General features: G+C 47.9%; 14 protein-coding genes and 1 pseudogene. 10 read left to right on the top strand and 5 right to left on the bottom strand.

Features of this window, described 5'->3' with window-relative positions:
- Positions 1-34 precede the first annotated feature (34 nt).
- Complete coding sequence (gene potD, locus HV314_RS15505; RefSeq protein WP_046274797.1) at positions 35-1,081, bottom strand: spermidine/putrescine ABC transporter substrate-binding protein PotD; 1,047 nt, start codon at positions 1,079-1,081, stop codon at positions 35-37.
- Positions 1,082-1,108: 27 nt separating this feature from the next.
- The gene (potC, locus tag HV314_RS15500) at positions 1,109-1,888 is read right to left on the bottom strand and encodes a spermidine/putrescine ABC transporter permease PotC (protein WP_003030794.1); all 780 of its coding nucleotides are present in this window, start codon (positions 1,886-1,888) and stop codon (positions 1,109-1,111) included.
- Between the two features lie 238 nt (positions 1,889-2,126).
- Between potC and HV314_RS15495 the strand changes: the two are divergent.
- Positions 2,127-2,234, top strand: a pseudogene (locus HV314_RS15495) (antitermination protein Q); the annotation flags it as partial.
- 139 nt (positions 2,235-2,373) lie between these two features.
- Here HV314_RS15495 and HV314_RS15490 read toward each other — a convergent pair.
- The gene (locus tag HV314_RS15490) at positions 2,374-2,586 is read right to left on the bottom strand and encodes a KTSC domain-containing protein (RefSeq protein WP_016152687.1); all 213 of its coding nucleotides are present in this window, start codon (positions 2,584-2,586) and stop codon (positions 2,374-2,376) included.
- A gap of 552 nt (positions 2,587-3,138) precedes the next feature.
- Here HV314_RS15490 and cspE (HV314_RS15485) point away from each other — a divergent pair.
- From cspE (HV314_RS15485) to HV314_RS15475, 3 genes are all read left to right on the top strand, one after another.
- Positions 3,139-3,351 carry a transcription antiterminator/RNA stability regulator CspE gene (cspE, locus tag HV314_RS15485; protein ID WP_005127641.1) on the top strand — a complete coding sequence of 71 codons (213 nt, stop codon included), beginning with the start codon at positions 3,139-3,141 and terminating at the stop codon, positions 3,349-3,351.
- A 428-nt stretch (positions 3,352-3,779) separates the two neighbouring features.
- Entirely contained in the window at positions 3,780-3,968 is a 189-nt protein-coding gene (ymcF, locus tag HV314_RS15480) for a cold shock small protein YmcF (protein WP_094761497.1), read from the top strand.
- Positions 3,969-4,310: 342 nt separating this feature from the next.
- On the top strand, positions 4,311-4,481 hold the full coding sequence (locus HV314_RS15475; RefSeq protein ID WP_223307937.1) for a hypothetical protein: 171 nt from the start codon (positions 4,311-4,313) through the stop codon (positions 4,479-4,481).
- A gap of 203 nt (positions 4,482-4,684) precedes the next feature.
- Here the strand turns inward: HV314_RS15475 and HV314_RS15470 are convergent, their stop codons facing one another.
- Positions 4,685-5,770 (bottom strand): FUSC family protein, encoded by a 1,086-nt coding sequence (locus HV314_RS15470; protein WP_047359316.1) that lies wholly within the window; start codon positions 5,768-5,770, stop codon positions 4,685-4,687.
- Positions 5,771-7,110: 1,340 nt separating this feature from the next.
- Here HV314_RS15470 and cspE (HV314_RS15465) point away from each other — a divergent pair.
- From cspE (HV314_RS15465) to HV314_RS15450, 4 genes are all read left to right on the top strand, one after another.
- On the top strand, positions 7,111-7,323 hold the full coding sequence (cspE, locus tag HV314_RS15465) for a transcription antiterminator/RNA stability regulator CspE (RefSeq protein WP_181546062.1): 213 nt from the start codon (positions 7,111-7,113) through the stop codon (positions 7,321-7,323).
- A 10-nt stretch (positions 7,324-7,333) separates the two neighbouring features.
- On the top strand, positions 7,334-7,522 hold the full coding sequence (ymcF, locus tag HV314_RS15460; RefSeq protein ID WP_181548109.1) for a cold shock small protein YmcF: 189 nt from the start codon (positions 7,334-7,336) through the stop codon (positions 7,520-7,522).
- Positions 7,523-7,595: 73 nt separating this feature from the next.
- Positions 7,596-7,826 (top strand): hypothetical protein, encoded by a 231-nt coding sequence (locus HV314_RS15455; protein WP_019076503.1) that lies wholly within the window; start codon positions 7,596-7,598, stop codon positions 7,824-7,826.
- Positions 7,827-8,032: 206 nt separating this feature from the next.
- Positions 8,033-8,206 (top strand): GnsA/GnsB family addiction module toxin, encoded by a 174-nt coding sequence (locus tag HV314_RS15450; RefSeq protein ID WP_016152691.1) that lies wholly within the window; start codon positions 8,033-8,035, stop codon positions 8,204-8,206.
- Between the two features lie 261 nt (positions 8,207-8,467).
- On the opposite strand, the gene HV314_RS27645 is transcribed toward HV314_RS15450, so the two are convergent.
- A complete protein-coding gene (locus HV314_RS27645; RefSeq protein ID WP_350185928.1) occupies positions 8,468-8,584 on the bottom strand; it encodes a YnaM/YnfT family protein in 117 nt (38 codons plus the stop codon).
- A 318-nt stretch (positions 8,585-8,902) separates the two neighbouring features.
- Between HV314_RS27645 and HV314_RS15445 the strand changes: the two genes are divergently transcribed.
- Entirely contained in the window at positions 8,903-9,067 is a 165-nt protein-coding gene (locus HV314_RS15445) for a YnfU family zinc-binding protein (RefSeq protein WP_175299807.1), read from the top strand.
- Between the two features lie 156 nt (positions 9,068-9,223).
- Entirely contained in the window at positions 9,224-17,806 is an 8,583-nt protein-coding gene (locus HV314_RS15440) for a GH36-type glycosyl hydrolase domain-containing protein (protein WP_181546060.1), read from the top strand.
- The last annotated feature ends 3 nt before the right edge of the window (positions 17,807-17,809 follow it).

The raw sequence follows: 17,809 nt of genomic DNA, 5'->3' as shown, positions 1-17,809 counted from the left end.
CGCAGCGCCATCGGGCATTCCTTACAACGCCGAATTAGCGTCCTGCTTTCAGCTTCTGATAATACTCTTCATAGATAGCGCTGGCGGAACCGACATCATTCTGCCATTCCCCTTTGTTGATGGTTTCTGCATCAGGGTAGAGGGTTTTATCGTTCGCGACTTCAGGGCTTAACAGCTTACGTGCTGCCAGGTTTGGCGTCGGATAACCGATGGTTTCCGCGACTTCTTTCGCCACGTCCGGGCGTAGCAGGAAGTTAATCAGCTTCAGCGCAGCTTCTTTATTTTTTGCGTTTGCTGGAATAGACAGGCTGTCCATCCAGAAAATCCCACCTTCTTTCGGCCATACCACTTCCAGCGGTGTACCTGCCTGACGCGCAACATACGCGGAGCCGTTCCACACCATCCCCAGATTGACTTCGCCTTCCATATACGGGTTGGCCGGGTTGTCAGAGTTAAATGCCGCGACGTTAGGCATCAGCTTCTTCAATTCGTTATAGGCGGCTTCAATCTCTTTAGGATCGGTGGTATTGCCGGAGTATCCCAGCTTGCGCAGCGCCATCTGGAACACTTCTCGCGCATCATCCGTTAACAGCAGGCTACCTTTGTACTCCGGTTTCCACAGATCGGCCCAGCTGGTTACTGTTTTCGGGTCGATGGCATCGCTATTGATGCCAATGGCCGTCGCACCCCAGATATACGGGATAGAGTAGTCATTGTTGGGGTCGAATGGCTTGTTGAGCATTTCCGGATCGAGGTTGTGGAAGTTGGTCAACGTCGACTTGTCGATCTTCTGGATCATGCCTTCTTTGCGCATTTTATCGACGTAATAGGTGGACGGAACCACCAGATCGTATGCGCCGTCTTTATAGGTTTTGAGCTTGGCGTACATGGTTTCGTTCGACTCGTAGGTCGAATAGATAACCTTAATGCCGGTCTCTTTGGTGAACTGCTCCAGCAGCCCAGGCGGGACATACTCGGTCCAGTTATAGAAATAGAGCGTGTTGTTGTCATTAGCGTGAGCGGCGCTCATGCCCAGTGCCAGAGCACCCGCCGCGAGCAGGTGGCGTGACCATTTTTTCATCATTTAACGTCCCCTGAATTAAGGGCCTTAGCGGCCCTTGGTTTTATCACGTGCAATAAGCTGGCTGGCAATCACCATAACCAGCGACAGAACCAACAAAATGGTCGCCAGCGCGTTCACCTCTGGTGATACGCCGACTTTTACCATTGAGTAGATTTTTAACGGCAAAATTTCATAACCAGGCCCGGTAACGAAGGACGACACGACGACATCATCCATCGACAACGTAAAGCTCAACAACCAGCCGGCAGCCACTGCAGGCATTGCCAGAGGCAGTATAATCTTGCGCAGAATAGTCACTTCACTGGCGCCGAGATCTTTGGCGGCTTCAAGCATTCGTACATCAAAACCTTTCAGACGTGAGTAAACCGTCACCACCACAAAAGGTAGACAAAAAGTGATATGCGAGAACAGCAGTGACCAGAAACCCAGTTGAATGCCGATCAGCATAAACAGCACCAGCAAAGAAATCGCCATTACGATATCCGGCGACATCATCACCACGAACAGCATGCCGCTGACAAACGGTTTACCGCGAAAACGGTAGCGGTACAGTGCAACCGCTGTGAGTGAGCCGATCAGCGTGGCAAACGTGGCGGATAGCACCGCCATCGTCAGCGAGTGTTGCGCTGCCTGTAGCAGGCTATCGTTGTTCATCAGCAGGCCGTACCATTTGGTGGTAAAACCCTGCCAGTTGATGCCAAAGCGCGAGCTGTTAAAGGAGTTCACAATCAAAATAATGATTGGGATATACAGATACGCGTAGATGGCGGTCATAAAACCGCCTCTGAGCAGCCGACCGATCATTCGCGTTTCACCTTCTTGTTCAGAAGGCGCGATGTTTTCAGAGTATTGAAAATAATCAACTTTTTCTCTTCTCCAAAATCTCTCCAAAACTTCCCGCCAAAACAGATAGCCAAAAAGAAGCCGCTATCACTAAGGCCGCGAATTTTACAACAATTTTTAGGATGATCGGGAAAAAAAGGCCATTTAAATGACCAGCTTTACTAATTGCTGACTGCGAGTGTCGGTATAGCAATCGGTTCAGGGAACAATTAGCGCACGCTACCGCTGTGGTGGTAAAGAGGAGGTACTTGACTGCAAAGCCACGAAAGAGCATGGCGTCCCAGTGTTTGAAACCTGTGAACGCTGCAGGGAGCATGCTTAACGAAGGGTAACGAAATTGACGGGAATAGTGGTTTTTTGGATATCAATTTCCTGGCCCGGTGGTAACAAAAAACAGAAAACACCAGAACGGCGTTTTACGCTATCTACAGCGTAAATTTCTTGAATCACCCTGTTTTACGACACAAGAATTTACCTTTAATGACACCGTCAAAGAAACGGCCTTTAGATTGCACTGTGAGAAAAGAGTTATAGATGCTTTCAGGAACGCCCACATACTGGAAAGTTGAAGAATTTACGAACCCAATCTCCAGTATCTTTTCTAATGGGTAGTAACCAATAAATTTTATTTTTGATGAAATCATTGCCTGTCGTTGCATTTTTTCTCCTTCAAATTTTTTAATTTTCCTTCTCTGATAATACACTGATATGAAACAAAAGGAGCATAGTTTTGTAAATGTTATGGTTGTTTCAGAGTTTACTGGTTGGATGAAATGATTTTCTTTGTTGCTTTAATTTCCTGAACTGCGAAAAATAGCACGAAAATTCGTTGCTGGATTTTTACGGATTGAAACGGGCTTTTCTTTAAGTGACTGATAAATATATTTTATTTTGTTTTTCGTTATCCGGGGGGCGACCGGCTGTATGTTATTGCTAGTGAACAGAACTCATTGATTATGCTGTCTCAGTTTCCATTTCTAAGATTTTGCGAAAAATTAAATGAAAAAATAACTTGCTATTGTTTGTGGGGTGTGTGATTAATGAGGGGTTGGTTAGGTACACAGACCCATTAAAGCGGTTTAGTAAAGCAGTTCTCATCTCAAGCGTTATCCACAGATAATCCTTTCTTTTGAGCCTTCTTATCGTTGCTAATTAGATTGTGTGCGAAGCCCTTTTCGCCGTAAGGCTACATAGAATTTAAGGAATTACCTGTGTCTAATAAAATGACTGGTTTAGTAAAATGGTTTAACGAGTCTAAAGGTTTTGGTTTTATTACCCCTGACAATGGTAGTAAAGATGTGTTTGTACACTTTTCTGCTATTCAGAGTGGTGGCTTTAAAACGCTGAATGAAGGCCAAAAAGTTGAGTTCAGCATTACTGCTGGTGCAAAAGGGCCGTCAGCTGAAAACGTTGTAGCTGCCTGATATTTTTCCTGATGTAAACTAATATACGATAGCGAAGACGGTGAATGCCTGAGTAGATATATTAGTTTTTCAGAAACTCAACATCTGTCAACATAAAGCTGAACAGATGTCTGAGTCTAATCATTGGGTAGAACAGTTGAAATGATTATTTTATAAATGTCATTTGTTGTTTTACCTCTGTAGTTTTTCTTGCACGCTTAAGTGCATTCGTAAAAGCTAACAACATCCCAAAAATCGCTGGTGCTATAATATAAAGAAAATTATATTATTTTAGATTCCTCATGTGAACTGATAAGAAATATTTATTTTTTATTGCTTTTAATAGTGAGTTGTAACCTGATACTGAAAACCAAGAGAAATTATTAGTTAAATAGATCTTTTGGATATCACTGCGGTAGTGAGTGTTGTAGCAAATAAAGGCTAACATCATGACCGACCATATTTATTTTAAGTGCCCTTGTTGTCATGGGTCACAGTACAGAACTTCCCATTTTGATGTGACTGAGAAAAATCCCTTTGGTGCAAAGTGTATTTTTTGTAAATCATCAATGATCACACCTGATAACTATGCGCCATATATTTCCAGTAAATCAAATGAACAGGTGTTGCGAAAGTAACATTTGGCTCTGACCTTCCAGTTAAGGTGGCAAGATTCATTATCATTGCCAGGCACTGGTTTAAGTCCAACAAGGGCCGTCAGTCTGCTACTACCTCATCGAATTGAGCGGGCGACTTTTGAACTTGCAGGAGACGAGGGTTTGATCCTCTATGGTTACACCATGAATAAAAACCTCGTTCTAACGGGGTTTTGTCATTTCAGGGTTATCCGTGCAACATACAAGTAAGTTGGGCAAAGAATTGTATTTTTTGTTTTGCTATTAACATCATGTCTGATGTGTAACGGTATTACTAATAACCATATAAAGGGCAACGCATTGAGAATCATACAAAACCATATTATGGCCCAGGAAATTGGTGAAACAGTTATCCAGCTACTTGAAAATGGAAAAAGGGTTACGACAGGGAATATCATTGATTTGATCGAACGGAAAAGTCATGCCTTGCACGGTCAAAAGGCCGATGAGATAAGAGAAATATTGATATTTATCAGGAAAAAATCTGTTCTGTAAACGAGTTATAAATCACCTACGGTGATCACGGATTATGGTCTCTCAATCAAAGACCTACTGAGAGGCATCCAGCCTGGTAGTGCAAAACTCTTCTTTTCTGGCCCACACAATAGAATGGGCCTTTTTCATTACTAAAAGATAGGTTGTGATATCTGGACGGTGTGAGGCAATAATGATTACATATTTGTCGATTGACATTGAAATTAATTATTTTCTGTAAGCGCTTTTGTGATTAGGGTTGATAGTGCTTCAAGTTGGATAGCAAGCTGAATGCTCAACCAAACATATCCGTGAACGGCGCTTTCAATGATTTCCTCGCCCTCATTGGCGAGTAAAAGACAATGCAACTCTTTAGTAATTTCGAGAAGATGCTCGCTATTTGATGCTATCGGCGTTGGGTTTCCTTCATGCAAGGCATGTGCGAGGGTGTTGAGGGTGCTACGGGTCATTTGTTCCATATCTGACAGAGTGTGAGTATTCAAAATGAGAAATCGACTGCCACGGGATGCCCAGTGGGCATTTATCTGAAATTTTTGCGCCGCTATCATATCGCGGGTTATCGATTGAATATCTTCAAGTAGACTCTTCGCAATCTTTGTTTCTTTATTTACTGGTGTAATAAGGCTGCGCATTTTTACTACATTATTCAGCGCTCGCGTTTGAAGTTTGGCCATTCTCGGGGGCGCAAGAACGTTTCGGGAGACTCCCGCTGTTGTTATTTTTAGATAATCAGAAAGAAAGTCAGCAAGTTGTATACGCCAGTTAATGAATGCTCTTTGGGGAAAAATGCTGGTAAACAACATCGCCAGAATGCATCCTATAATAATGTTGGTGCTTCGCCACAATGCTGTTTGTAAGTCTCCTGCAGGAGCGCTGCTGACAACCGCCAGCGTGATACCAATCAATAATGCGGCATAGGGACGTTTACTCATGGCCAGAAAACCACAAAGGAAAGCTGCGCATCCACACCACAGCATCATCATAGTGAGAGAGTACATTTCAATGTGTAATGCGATGATCCCCAAAATCGCACCCCCTACAGTTCCCGCCATACGTTCAAGTGCCCTGGGTATCACATTGCCCATGTAACTAATTGGTCCCATGACCACAACCAGTGTAATCAGGGGCCAGGAGTGGTCTGGTAAATTCAACATTCTTATCAGTAAGAAAGTTATAACAAATGCTAAAGCAATACGGATCCCATGAACTACACGATAGTTGCGGTAAATCTTAAGTTCTAAAGGACTTATCGGTTTATTCCGTTCAATGGAAAAAATATTGTTTTTCATTGGTTAAAATCTTTAACATAGACAGAATTATAAAGAATATTCAGATATACACTGAAAAAATAATCTCGTCTTACTTTTTTAACTTATAAAAAAGGAGGGCGATGCCTGACATAGGTTATTGTTAATCAATTGCTAATGCAGTAGCGAAAGAAGACGTAATTTTTAATACCCACATTATCTTTGGATTTGGCATTATGGTGGTAAGCGGTTCTACAAATCTTGAGTGGCCTCTGACTTAAATTCAACATGTTGACTTTGACAGATATTAAAAAGTTGTGGGCTTCCAAAATACTGGTTAGCATGTTTAAAACGTTTTCTTTTTCAGGTTGTTATAAGGCTAAGCAAAACAGGTTAGATGGTGTCTGTGCACGGCTTTATATCAGCAACGGTATCATTATATTTATAACATATGCACTTTGATGAGCTAAGGCCCGGACCAAAGCTCATGGGATATAAGTTCTGGCTACATTAGATGGAAGCAGTACACAACCTATTCATGTGTTATCGAAAAGCAACTACGTAAACAGAAAGTGCAAGTGCGAGAAATATCCAGTATTGAGAATGGTAATGGAAAAGTTTGAGCATAAATATCCTCCACAGATTCGGTTCCTAATTAATGGCAGATTTAAATGTCAACAACAAACAAAAAAGCATGGGCATTGATTGTTTGATTGTTTCATATTGTTTCAGTGATGCGCTATGACGGTGCGTTTGCACCAACAATAGGATTTTTGCATTGTTATGGTGAGCTTAGTGTCAGCCGGGCATTAAGACGCGATCAATCTACTGATAAATATAACCCAGGCAGCCATATGCGGCTTTTTCTATCCTGTCTGTCACTCTTTGCCGGCTGCGCACCGATGCAACAAATCTTGCCCTCGTCTGCATGCCGCAAAGCACACCGGAAATCTTGCCGTTCCTGCCAAAAGCAAAACAGCCGGAGCTGACGTTGTAATTCTCTCTGACATGCTCGGAAATTTCGTGGTAGACGCTAAATATTATGCTGAGATGGAGGAAATACGACTCTTCCGTGAGTCAAAATCCCTGAAAACTTAGGGTGATAGATAAAGGTCTTAAGCAGCATGACATAATTTTCGATTTAAGCTATTTAAATTCATTTTTATGATAAGAATCATGTGCGATTTCCCTATAAAACTAAATCTTGCTATGTTTGGTTAATCATGCGTTAATGAATTCTTGGTTTGTAACGAATTTATCTAAAGCAGTCGCTGTAATAATTTTATTTCTTGTTCCTGTTGAGATTTCCTTGCTAGCTTCTCTCTCTGATGATTTTTTTCGGACCATTCTGCCCAAGGGCTTACTCAAGAAAGGTAATAATTATGTCTAATAAAATGACTGGCTTAGTTAAATGGTTCAATCCTGAAAAAGGTTTTGGGTTTATCACCCCTAAAGATGGCAGTAAAGATGTGTTTGTACACTTTTCTGCTATCCAGAGTAACGATTTCAAGACGCTGAATGAGAATCAGGAAGTTAAGTTTAGTGTTGAACAGGGACCTAAAGGCCCCTCAGCAGTTAATGTCGTGGTTGTATAAGGTAACTGTTATTACACATCATATTCACTTCAGATGCCCGTGTTGCCGCGGATCTCAGTACAGAACGTCGAGCTTTGATGTTACTGAAAAAAATCCTTTCGGAGCAAAATGTATTTTTTGCAAATCGATAATGATTACATTTGACAATGTTGCGCTATACATTCGTTCTGGTCAGACTTCGTTAGATTTTAGAAAATAAAGTTCAGGTTCCTTATGGAGCCTTTTTTGTATGCTAAACCGTTCATCTCTGTACGAACCATCACGGTATCATTATGAAAAAAGTAATCGTTTTTTTTAACTCAGAACCGGCAGTTGTTGTATCCGTAATGAAGGGAATTACTTCAATAATGCGTGAGTTTCCCAATGGGGAAAAAGCACACCTGTCCGTGATGTCAGCAGGATTTCCATCTCTGACAGGAGACCATAAAATAGTTTATGTTGCCTCTGATCGCGATGTCAGTTCCGAAGAGATTCTCGAGGCAGCATCGAAGCTTTTGAAGTGACATCTGATTGTTTCTTTACCGACCGAGATAGTAGTCCAGTGGTTTGCAGGTTTTTTGCGCTTTTCTTGTATGAAGATTGCACTGCAACCTCTTGATTATTGAGTCTTTCCATTCTATCTTTTAAACATGTCAGCGCTGTTATAAGTGCTCCACGGGGAATGTTACATACTTGGCGTTGATACGTTAGAGATCAAGAGAGGTAAATAATGAACGTCGAAGAGTTAAAAACAAAAACTGAAGCGGATATTTCTGAATTCATTACAAAAAAAATTGTTGAACTCAAAAAAAAGACAGGAAAAGAAGTTTCCGACATCCAGTTTACTGCTCGTGAAAAAATGACTGGGCTTGAAAGCTATGATATTAAAATTACATTGATCTAATCGTTAAAAACCCAGCTTGAATGAAAAGCATTATCTTAAAAGGTAATGCTTTTTTATTGCTGTCAAAAAATTTGGATGTTGTCAAAACCTTCATTTTTAACCATAGAGACAAGGCCTGACTTTTTAATGGGGCCTTTCCGATGCCAGCCCGCGCTATCGGGCTACTGCTGGCTCAGGGCAGGGAATGCACTTGTCGAATATTTCGTGGTCAGTGGGTATCACATTGAGGGGAGTGGGATGACGTAGTAGCCTGCGAATGGGTTAATTATCATTTCGGTCGGGATTGTTAGATAACCCAACTCCTACTTTTACCGCAGCAAACAACATAATGCACAGAGCGGTAATGACGGTAAATACCAATGAAAGGCTGGTAATCATAAATTTTCTTCATTTCAGATGGATTTGATTATTAGACTAAGGCATAAAGGAAAAGTTCAGGGTAAATATCATAGTATTTCCCGGAAGAAATATCGAAGCGGGTGATTGTATACCAGAGCGGACTGCAGAGAGCCGTATCGAAGAGTGGCGGAGCAACGGTCTCAACGGCCCCTGTGGCTGCAAATATCTATCTTGGCAAACGTCGTCATCTACCCTGTGATATCCCCCTTTTGGATAAAAAATAGGAAGATAAATTAAATGGTTAAATTTTATCCAAACGTGGTACAGTGAATCTCATTCATCGAAAGGGTAATCATCATGTCTCTCATCGATTACGCAATGAAGTACCTCGGCGGCGTATCGACGACTACTGTCATCTGCCCGGCCTGCGGCTTACGTTCATCCCAATCTATTTCTAAAATTCGCCTTAAGCAGACAATGCTGTGCCCTGGCTGTAAAACACTGTTTGTTTCACCACGATAACCCTGACACTTAGTTGCACCTAAACCCGGTGTTCTATACTTAAGTCAAATCCCGGCAGCTGTTAAATCCCTGATGCCTTACGCCCATCCTGAGAGAACGTTTCTGAACTGATTTCGCAACTGCTCCTGCATGCTAACTCTGCATCAGAGCAATGCTATGAAAATGAACCCCAGGGCGTGGTTTAACCGCTCCCATATTCCGATGAATGCTACCGAAAGCGTAACGTTTTCGGCGAACGATCCTGCCGGTGAAAGCACTCTGCAGTCAGAACTCTTTTCGACCGCCCAGATGGAACGCTACGGTCAGAAGCTCGCACGGACCCATAAATTATCGCCGGATAAACATCCTTATTATCTTCTAAAAAGACTCGGCGAGAATGAGGCCATCATTACCCAAAGCTGTTATGAGCTTAACACGGGTAAAAAGACCAGTATCATGCCTGCCGGGGAGTGGTTGCTGGACAATTATTATCTGATTGAGGAACAAATCCGCACGGTCCGCCAGCACTTGCCGAAAAGCTTTGGTAAAGGTCTCCCGTCGCTGATGTCGCCGCTGAATTGCCCACGAATTTACAATATTGCATCAGAGGCCATTGCTCACGGTGACGGGCGCTGGGATGCCGCCAGCCTGACCAGCTATCTCACAGCCTATCAACAGGTGACCCCGCTGACATTAGGTGAAGTCTGGGCGTTACCGGGAATGCTGCGCCTGGCGCTGATTGAAAATCTTCGTCGTATCAGTATCGAAGTGATCAAAGCGCAGCAGGACAGAACGCTGGCTGATATGTGGATAACAAAGATTTTCGGATGTGCAGAGAATGCCCCTGGCGATTTAATCATGGTGGTTGCCGATATGGCACGCTCCCGACCTACGTTAACCAGTGCCTTTGTCGCAGAGCTGGTGCGGCGTCTGCAGGGGCATGGCAATGCGCTGTCGTTACCTCTGACCTGGGTTGATCAGTGCCTTAGGGAACAGGGGATCACCACCGACGTTCTCATACATAATTTCAATCAACAGCTTGCCGCCAGCCAGCTATCTGTCAGTAACAGTATCGCGGGTCTGCGATTACTGAGTGAAACGGATTGGGCTGATTTCGCCGAAACGATAAGTGTCGTCGAACAGGCATTACGCAATGATCCTGCCGGTATCTATCCTCGGATGCACTTCAATACCCGGGATCATTACCGGCACGTTGTTGAGGTCCTGGCCAGAGACAGTGGTCTCAGCGAGCCTGAAGTTGCTGACAGGGTGCTGACGCTTTCAGGAAACAGTGCTCCCGATACACTGGAATATCATGTTGGTTATTATCTCGCAGGCGAAGGTCGGCAGGCGCTGGAAATTCATCTGTTAGCAGACACCTCAAGGCTCATGCGCTTGCGGCACAGTTTCAACAGAATAACCCTGCTGTCATGGCTTGGAAGCCTGGCGTTGTTGACAACCGCAACGACCGCGGCAATTTTGCATGAAACAGCCATGCAGGGCGCAGACTGGCTGTTGATCGCGGTGATATTCCCTCTGATTATCGCTGTAACTCAGTTAATGAGCGATTTACTCAGTGACGCCACCACCCGTTTTCGCGTTCCTCGCCCCTTGCCGCGGATGGATTTCTCAACCGGCATTCCCCCTGACAGCGCCACCCTGTTAGTCATCCCCTGCATGCTGACCAGCCACGCAAGTTTCAGCCAACTCCTCACCAGTCTTGAAGTCTGCTGGCTGGGGAATGAAAACGAAAATCTCAGGTTTGCGCTGCTCACTGATTTCGCTGATTCTGCAAATGAACCCTCGCCGGAAAGCCAGATGCTGCTCAGACAGGCGATCGCCGATACGCAGACGCTGAATCGCCGCTATCCCTCCAGCCGCCCACGTTTTTACCTGCTACACCGCCAGCCTGAATGGAACCCCGCGGAAGGAACGTGGATGGGCTATGAACGCAAGCGGGGAAAACTGGCGTTACTGAACAGCTGGTTGCGCTATCCGGGGACACAATTCGTCAGCGTTGCAGACATGCCTGCTAACCTTTTACCGGGCCATATTAAATACGTCATTACCCTGGACAGTGATACGGTGCTGCCGCGCGATACGGCGCACAAACTGGTCGCGACGATGGCGCATCCGCTGAATACGCCAGAGTATGATCCGGTACGCCAGAGGGTTGTCAAAGGATTTGGCATTTTACAACCCGGCCTTGCGGAGGAGATACCACGCAACGGCCAGGGACGTTACGCCGCCATGCGCAGCAGCATACCGGGCAATAATCCCTATTCGATGATGTCTTCGGATATCTATCAGGACCTTTTTGGGGAAGGATCGTTCGTGGGGAAAGGGATTTACGATGTTGACATTTTTATGCAGGCCACTGCCAACATCTGCCCGGAAAACCTGGTTCTCAGCCATGATCTACTCGAAGGATGCTATGCACGTTCGGGTCTGCTGAGTGAGGTGTTACTCTATGAACAGTACCCGAATAATTATCTGTCGGATGTTGCACGCCGTTCACGCTGGATCCGGGGTGACTGGCAACTGCTTAACTGGCTGAAACCACGTGTCAGAAGAGCCGATGGAACCCGGACCAGGAATCCGCTGACCGCGCTTTCTTACTGGAAATTACTCGATAATCTGCGTCGCAGTCTGGTCGCCCCTTCATTACTGGTATTGCTGTTCTTCACCCTGCTCGGGGTACCTAATCCGGTTTACTGGCTGGGCGTACTGTCGCTGATATGGCTGTTGCCAACCATCCTCTGCATCACCCATGACCTGCTGCATAAACCTCTGCGTCGCCGCCTGAAGCCGCATCTGTTACTGGTAGGGGCGGGTGCGCTGAAGCGTTTGTCAGGTATCGGCCTTAATTTTGCGATACTGCCGCACGAAGCCGGATATTCGCTAAAAGCGATCGCCGTGACGTTATGGCGATTGGGGATCAGCAGGCGTCACCTCAGCCAGTGGGTCAGCCACAGCCAGGACAGCAATCAGGCCGGACCCACTGTCGCGCGTTTTTATCAGGCGATGTGGCTGAATGTTGTATGTGGTGTGATGCTGATAATACTGACCGGACAATTTGCTCCACAACTGCTGGGGATTGCGTTGCCGACCGGTTTGTTATGGTGTGTGGCACCGCTGCTGATGAGCTGGCTGAGTCGCCAGCCTGCGCGTAAGGTGTTTTCGCCCAATCCGGAACAAAAACAGCTGTTGCGCCAGACAAGCCGTGAAATCTGGGCGTTTTTTGAAACCTTTGCCACAGAAAAAGAGAACTGGCTTCCGCCTGATAACTACCAGGAAATACCGCAGCCGACGGTGGCCCATCGAACTTCTCCTACCAATATTGGCCTTTCCCTCATGGCTAACCTGACGGCATGGGACTTTGGCTACCTGCCCGGCGGGGAAGTGCTCCGGCGCGTATCGCTCACGCTCGACACAATGGATAAAATGGAGCACTACCGGGGCCATCTCTACAACTGGTATGACACTCGTACGCTGGCCCCCCTCAGCCCACGCTATATCTCAAGCGTCGACAGCGGCAACATGGCAGGGCATTTGTTGACCCTGCGTGCAGGGCTGTCCGCCATGCGTCATCAGCCAGTTTTAAACCGCCAACAGATACTGGCAGGGCTGAATGATACGCTGGATATTCTGGAAAAACAGTGGGGTCAGAACCCGCCTGACAGCTTGCGGTTGTTGCGAAAACACTGCCTGAGCGCGGTGTCGCTCTCTCCGCAGACATTTTTCAGCGAGCTGAAAAATATGCGCACCCAGTGCAATCACCTGAACACGCTATGCCATCAGGGATCTCCTCTTCAGATGCGTTGGGCAGGACATCTGGAGCATCAACTGGTTCAGCTTTGCCATGAGTGGTCGCTGCTGCTTGGTTGGTTACCTGCATCCTGGAACGAACAGACGCTGCCGACTTTGTGCGAGCTTGCCCGCGCAACATTTACTGGTGTAGGAACCCCCCCGGCGTCAGCGATGGAGCAGGCCCGGATGCGACTCAATATTATCACTGAACTTGAACAACGGCTGGATGAGCATGCCCGGATGGATTTCGCCTTTCTGTACAGCGAAGCAACCAGTCTGCTCAGTGTTGGCTATAACTGTGACACGAATATGCCTGACAAGAGCCACTACGATCTTCTGCCGTCTGAAATCCGCCTGACCAGCTTTCTTGCCATTGCCACTAATCAGCTACCTCTTAAAAGCTGGTACGCGCTGGGGCGATTGTTCACCACCATTGACAATGAAACCGCCCTGATGTCATGGAGCGGGTCAATGTTTGAATACCTGATGCCGAATCTGGTAATGCCCACCTGGCCTGGCAGCCTGCTTGATGAAATGAGTCAGTCGGCGGTTATGCGCCAGATTCATTGGGGGAAAGAACGCGGAGTACCGTGGGGCGTTTCAGAGTCTGGTTATCATGCTTTTGATGTTCAGCATAATTATCAATATCAGGCATTTGGTGTGCCGGGTCTCGGCCTGCGCAGGGGGCTTGCTGATGACATGGTTGTCGCCCCTTACGCCACACTGCTGGCGTTAATGGTCTCGCCACAGAAAGCCTGTGAGAACCTGATCAGGCTGCAAAAAAATGGCGCACATGGTGAATACGGTTTTTATGAAGCGCTGGACTATACTCCCTCACGCCTCGCAACCGGTCAGCTCTATGCGGTGGTTCAGTCCTGGATGGCGCATCACCAGGGCATGGCGTTTCAGGCGCTGGCTCATGTGCTACTTGACGCCCCGATGACTGAACGCTTCATGTCCAGTACGGTCTTCCGCTCAGCGAGCCTGCTGTTACAGGAACGCGTGCCGGATGCGGTCGATCTGTACAGTCCGCGCCGTCATTTTGAATCTCATGAGGGCAGGGTCAAACCCGTTCGCTATGAACCCCGTATTTTCTATGGCGTGGACACGCCGGCCCCGGATATTCAACTGCTGTCCAACAACCATTATCATCTGATGTTGACCACGGGCGGCGGCGGCTATAGTCGCTGGAATAATATTGCGCTCACGCGCTGGCGCAGTGATACCACCCGCGATAACTGGGGAGCATTCTGCTATATCCGCGATATACAGACGGGGAATGTGTCGAGCAATACCTGGCAACCGACAGCCCACACCAGCGGGCATGACGAGGAAGTGATATTCACCGATGCGAGTGCTGAATTCAGACGTACTTTCGATGGGCTCAGCGTCAAAACTCAGGTTGTGATCTCCCCGGAGGATGATATTGAGTTGCGACGGCTCACACTGATTCATCGTGGTCGCCAGCCTCGCTCTCTGGAACTGACAACCTATGCCGAAGTAGTACTGGCACCTGAAGCCAGCGATCTGGCACACCCGGCATTTAGCAATTTGTTTATTCAGACGGAACTGGATCCTGAGCGTGACGCTATTCTTTGCCATCGGCGCCCGCGTTCTCCGGGTGAAGCGAGTCCCTGCCTGTTTCACATGATGGTGGTGCATGGCGATAACCGTCATAACGTTTCGTTTGAAACAGACAGGGCAAAATTTCTTGGTCGTGGCAGAAACCCTGCGGATGCCCAGGCAATAAAGGCAGGCGGGGCGCTCAGCAATACGTCGGGGTCAGTGCTGGATCCGATCCTGGCAATACGCCACGCCATCACTCTGCAGCCGGGGCAGCCGGTCACGATTGATATCATTTATGGCATCAGTGAGACCCGCCAGCAGAGCCTGGCGTTGCTGGAAAAATACCGCGATTACCCTATCGCTGATCGCGTCTTTGAACTGGCCTGGTCTCACAGTCTGGTGGTATTACGCCAGATGAACGCCAGTGAAGATGATGCCACTTTGTTTAATCGTCTTGCCAGCGCGGTGCTTTACCCTGTCCAGGAGCTGCGCGCCGAAGGCCAGGCGATCAGCCGCAACCGGCGTGGTCAGTCCGGTCTGTGGGGCTGGGCAATTTCAGGCGATCTGCCGATAGTGCTGCTCAGTATTACCAGCGAGGAAAGTATTGCCTCAGTGACCACACTGATTCAGGCGCACCGTTACTGGAGACAGAAAGGACTGGATGTTGATTTGGTTATCCTGAATAACAGTCCCGGCGGCTACCAGCAGGGCTTACAAAATCAGATTATGGACTTAATTTATGCCGGGTCTGAAGCCAGTCTGCTGGACAAAACGGGCGGTATTTTTGTTCGTAATGGCGAGCATCTCTCTGCTGAGGATAAGTTGCTTTTGATGAGCGTGGCCTGTCTTTATCTTGATGACCGCACAGGCAGTATCAATGAGCAGCTTAATCAGCGTACTCATACCCTGAAACCTCAGGCCAGAGCACTCATTCCACGAGCTGTGCGCGAGCGTAATCAACATACGGACTGGAGCCCCGATATCAGTCAGTTATGCCATTTCAATGGGTACGGTGGATTTTCTCAGGATGGTCGGGAATATCAGATTGTCCTGCGGGAAGATGCGCAGACACCGGCTCCCTGGTCAAACGTACTGGCAAATGCCCGTTTTGGCACTGTGATTTCAGAGGCGGGACAGGCCTACTCCTGGTATGAGAATGCACATGAATACCGGTTGACACCGTGGGAGAACGATCCGGTGAGCGATCGCAGCGGCGAGGCGTTTTATCTGCGCGATGAAGAGAGTGGTGAGTGTTGGTCACCGACGGCTTTACCTGTTCGCGGACATGGTGATTACCTGACCCGCCATGGTTTCGGTTACAGCGTGTTTGCCCATCGAGAGAATGGTATAGACAGCGAGCTGACGGTCCTGGTTGCCGAAGAGGCGCCGGTTAAACTGGCGCTCCTGACGCTCAGTAACTCTTCGGGGCGGACACGCAAACTTTCCGTCACCGGCTATGTGGAGTGGACGCTCGGAGGAACACGAACTCGCTCAGCCCCTCACATTGTGACACATGCGGCCAGACCACCTGGCGGCTGTGGAGTGCTGGCGAACAACTTTTATGGCGATAACGGTAGCGGTCGTACTGCCTTTTTTGCCGTCAGCGGTAATGACTGTTCGTTGACCGGGGACCGCCGGGAGTTTATCGGTCGTAATGGTTCTCTGCACGCCCCGTCGGTCATGAAGCTACGCAGGCTTTCAGGTAAAACGGGCGCCGGTCTGGATCCCTGCGGGGCAGTACAATCGGCGGTAACATTAATTGATGGCGATCAGAGGACGTTTATTTTTATCCTCGGCGCAGAGGAGAATCATATTCGAGCTCAGGAGACGCTTGCCCGTTATATGAATGAGGAGACGGTCCGCGAGGAGCTGAACCGGGTTCACAACCACTGGCACAATGTGCTCGATAAAATCGTGGTTAACACCCCCGACACATCGGTAAATTTACTGGTGAATGGCTGGCTATTGTACCAGACGGTAGCCTGCCGCCTGATGGCTCGCAGCGGTTACTACCAGTCCGGCGGCGCATTTGGTTTTCGCGATCAACTGCAGGATACGCTGGCGCTGAGCCATGCTGATCCGAACCGGATGAGAGAACAGATAATCCTGTGTGCATCACGGCAATTTATTGAGGGTGATGTACAGCACTGGTGGCACCCGCCACACGGCAACGGGGTGCGCACGCGCTGTTCCGATGACTATCTGTGGCTTCCGCTTGCCGTTTGCCACTATGTTGAAACGACGGGGGATATGGATGTACTGGAAACACGTATTCCTTATCTGGAGGGACGTCCGCTTCAGCCTGGTGAAGAGTCTGCCTATGATACGCCGGTGATCAGCGGTACCGAAGAGACTCTCTGGTTACACTGCGTCAAAGCCATTAAGTATGGACAACAGTTCGGGGAGCATGGTCTGCCGCTGATGGGGGCGGGTGACTGGAATGACGGCATGAACCGGGTGGGGATCGACGGCAAGGGTGAAAGCGTCTGGCTGGGCTTCTTTCTGTTCGACATTTTGCAGCGGTTTGCGGCGCTGGCTGATCGCAGGCTGGATGAAAGCGTCGCCTCAATGTGCCGTTCACAGGCTGTGCGCCTGCAAAGCAATCTCGAAGCCCACGCCTGGGATGGTGAATGGTACCGGCGTGGATATTTTGACGATGGTACTCCCCTGGGGTCGAAAGCATCACAGGATTGCCGGATCGATGCGATTGCCCAGAGCTGGTCAGTATTGTCCGGGGCCGCTAGCCCGGGACGGTGCGCAAAGGCCATGCAGGCGCTGGATAAGCACCTTGTGGATAGCGAGGGGGGACTGATAAAACTATTAACGCCGCCTTTCGATGGGCACGGTCCAAATCCGGGTTACATACAGGGCTACCTGCCTGGTGTGCGGGAAAACGGAGGGCAGTATACACATGGCGCTATCTGGGCTGTGATGGCATTTGCCCGAATGGGGAATGCCGAACGTGCCTGGCAACTCTGGTCCATGCTCAGCCCGATAAATCATACTCTGAATGCGAACTCAGTCGGGATTTATAAAGCCGAGCCTTATGTCATGAGCGCTGATGTCTACAGCGTCGCTCCCCATATCGGACGTGCCGGATGGAGCTGGTATACCGGTTCATCAGGCTGGGCCTGGCGTTTACTTACCGAGGAATTACTGGGGATAAAACGTTCCGGTGCTGATCTTACGGTTCATGCCCGGTTGCCGGATGGGTGGCCGTCTTTTTCTATGGCTTATCAATATGGCGAAAGCCATTATCAGATTAGTGTCTCACGCGGCGATGCAGAATATCGCGTTACACTGGATGGTGCTCTCCTCCCTGATGACAGAATACCGCTGCGGGATGATGGACAAAACCATACGGTTGAGATTATTCAGAACTGATAC

The organism is Citrobacter sp. RHBSTW-00887 (assembly GCF_013728095.1).
GTDB classification, from domain to species: Bacteria; Pseudomonadota; Gammaproteobacteria; order Enterobacterales; family Enterobacteriaceae; genus Citrobacter; species Citrobacter braakii.
Note: the sequence above shows the minus strand (reverse complement) of the source record. Positions and strands in the feature narration are given on the sequence as shown.

Excerpts from the sequence above, each read along its gene's own strand:
- potD (WP_046274797.1), bottom strand. The coding sequence starts at position 1,081 with ATGAAAAAATGGTCACGCCACCTGCTCGCGGCGGGTGCTCTGGCACTG.
- potC (WP_003030794.1), bottom strand. The coding sequence starts at position 1,888 with ATGATCGGTCGGCTGCTCAGAGGCGGTTTTATGACCGCCATCTACGCG.
- HV314_RS15490 (WP_016152687.1), bottom strand. The coding sequence starts at position 2,586 with ATGCAACGACAGGCAATGATTTCATCAAAAATAAAATTTATTGGTTAC.
- ymcF (WP_094761497.1), top strand. The coding sequence starts at position 3,780 with ATGACCGACCATATTTATTTTAAGTGCCCTTGTTGTCATGGGTCACAG.
- HV314_RS15475 (WP_223307937.1), top strand. The coding sequence starts at position 4,311 with ATGGCCCAGGAAATTGGTGAAACAGTTATCCAGCTACTTGAAAATGGA.
- HV314_RS15470 (WP_047359316.1), bottom strand. The coding sequence starts at position 5,770 with ATGAAAAACAATATTTTTTCCATTGAACGGAATAAACCGATAAGTCCT.
- cspE (WP_181546062.1), top strand. The coding sequence starts at position 7,111 with ATGTCTAATAAAATGACTGGCTTAGTTAAATGGTTCAATCCTGAAAAA.
- HV314_RS15455 (WP_019076503.1), top strand. The coding sequence starts at position 7,596 with ATGAAAAAAGTAATCGTTTTTTTTAACTCAGAACCGGCAGTTGTTGTA.
- HV314_RS15450 (WP_016152691.1), top strand. The coding sequence starts at position 8,033 with ATGAACGTCGAAGAGTTAAAAACAAAAACTGAAGCGGATATTTCTGAA.
- HV314_RS27645 (WP_350185928.1), bottom strand. The coding sequence starts at position 8,584 with ATGATTACCAGCCTTTCATTGGTATTTACCGTCATTACCGCTCTGTGC.
- HV314_RS15445 (WP_175299807.1), top strand. The coding sequence starts at position 8,903 with ATGTCTCTCATCGATTACGCAATGAAGTACCTCGGCGGCGTATCGACG.
- HV314_RS15440 (WP_181546060.1), top strand. The coding sequence starts at position 9,224 with ATGAAAATGAACCCCAGGGCGTGGTTTAACCGCTCCCATATTCCGATG.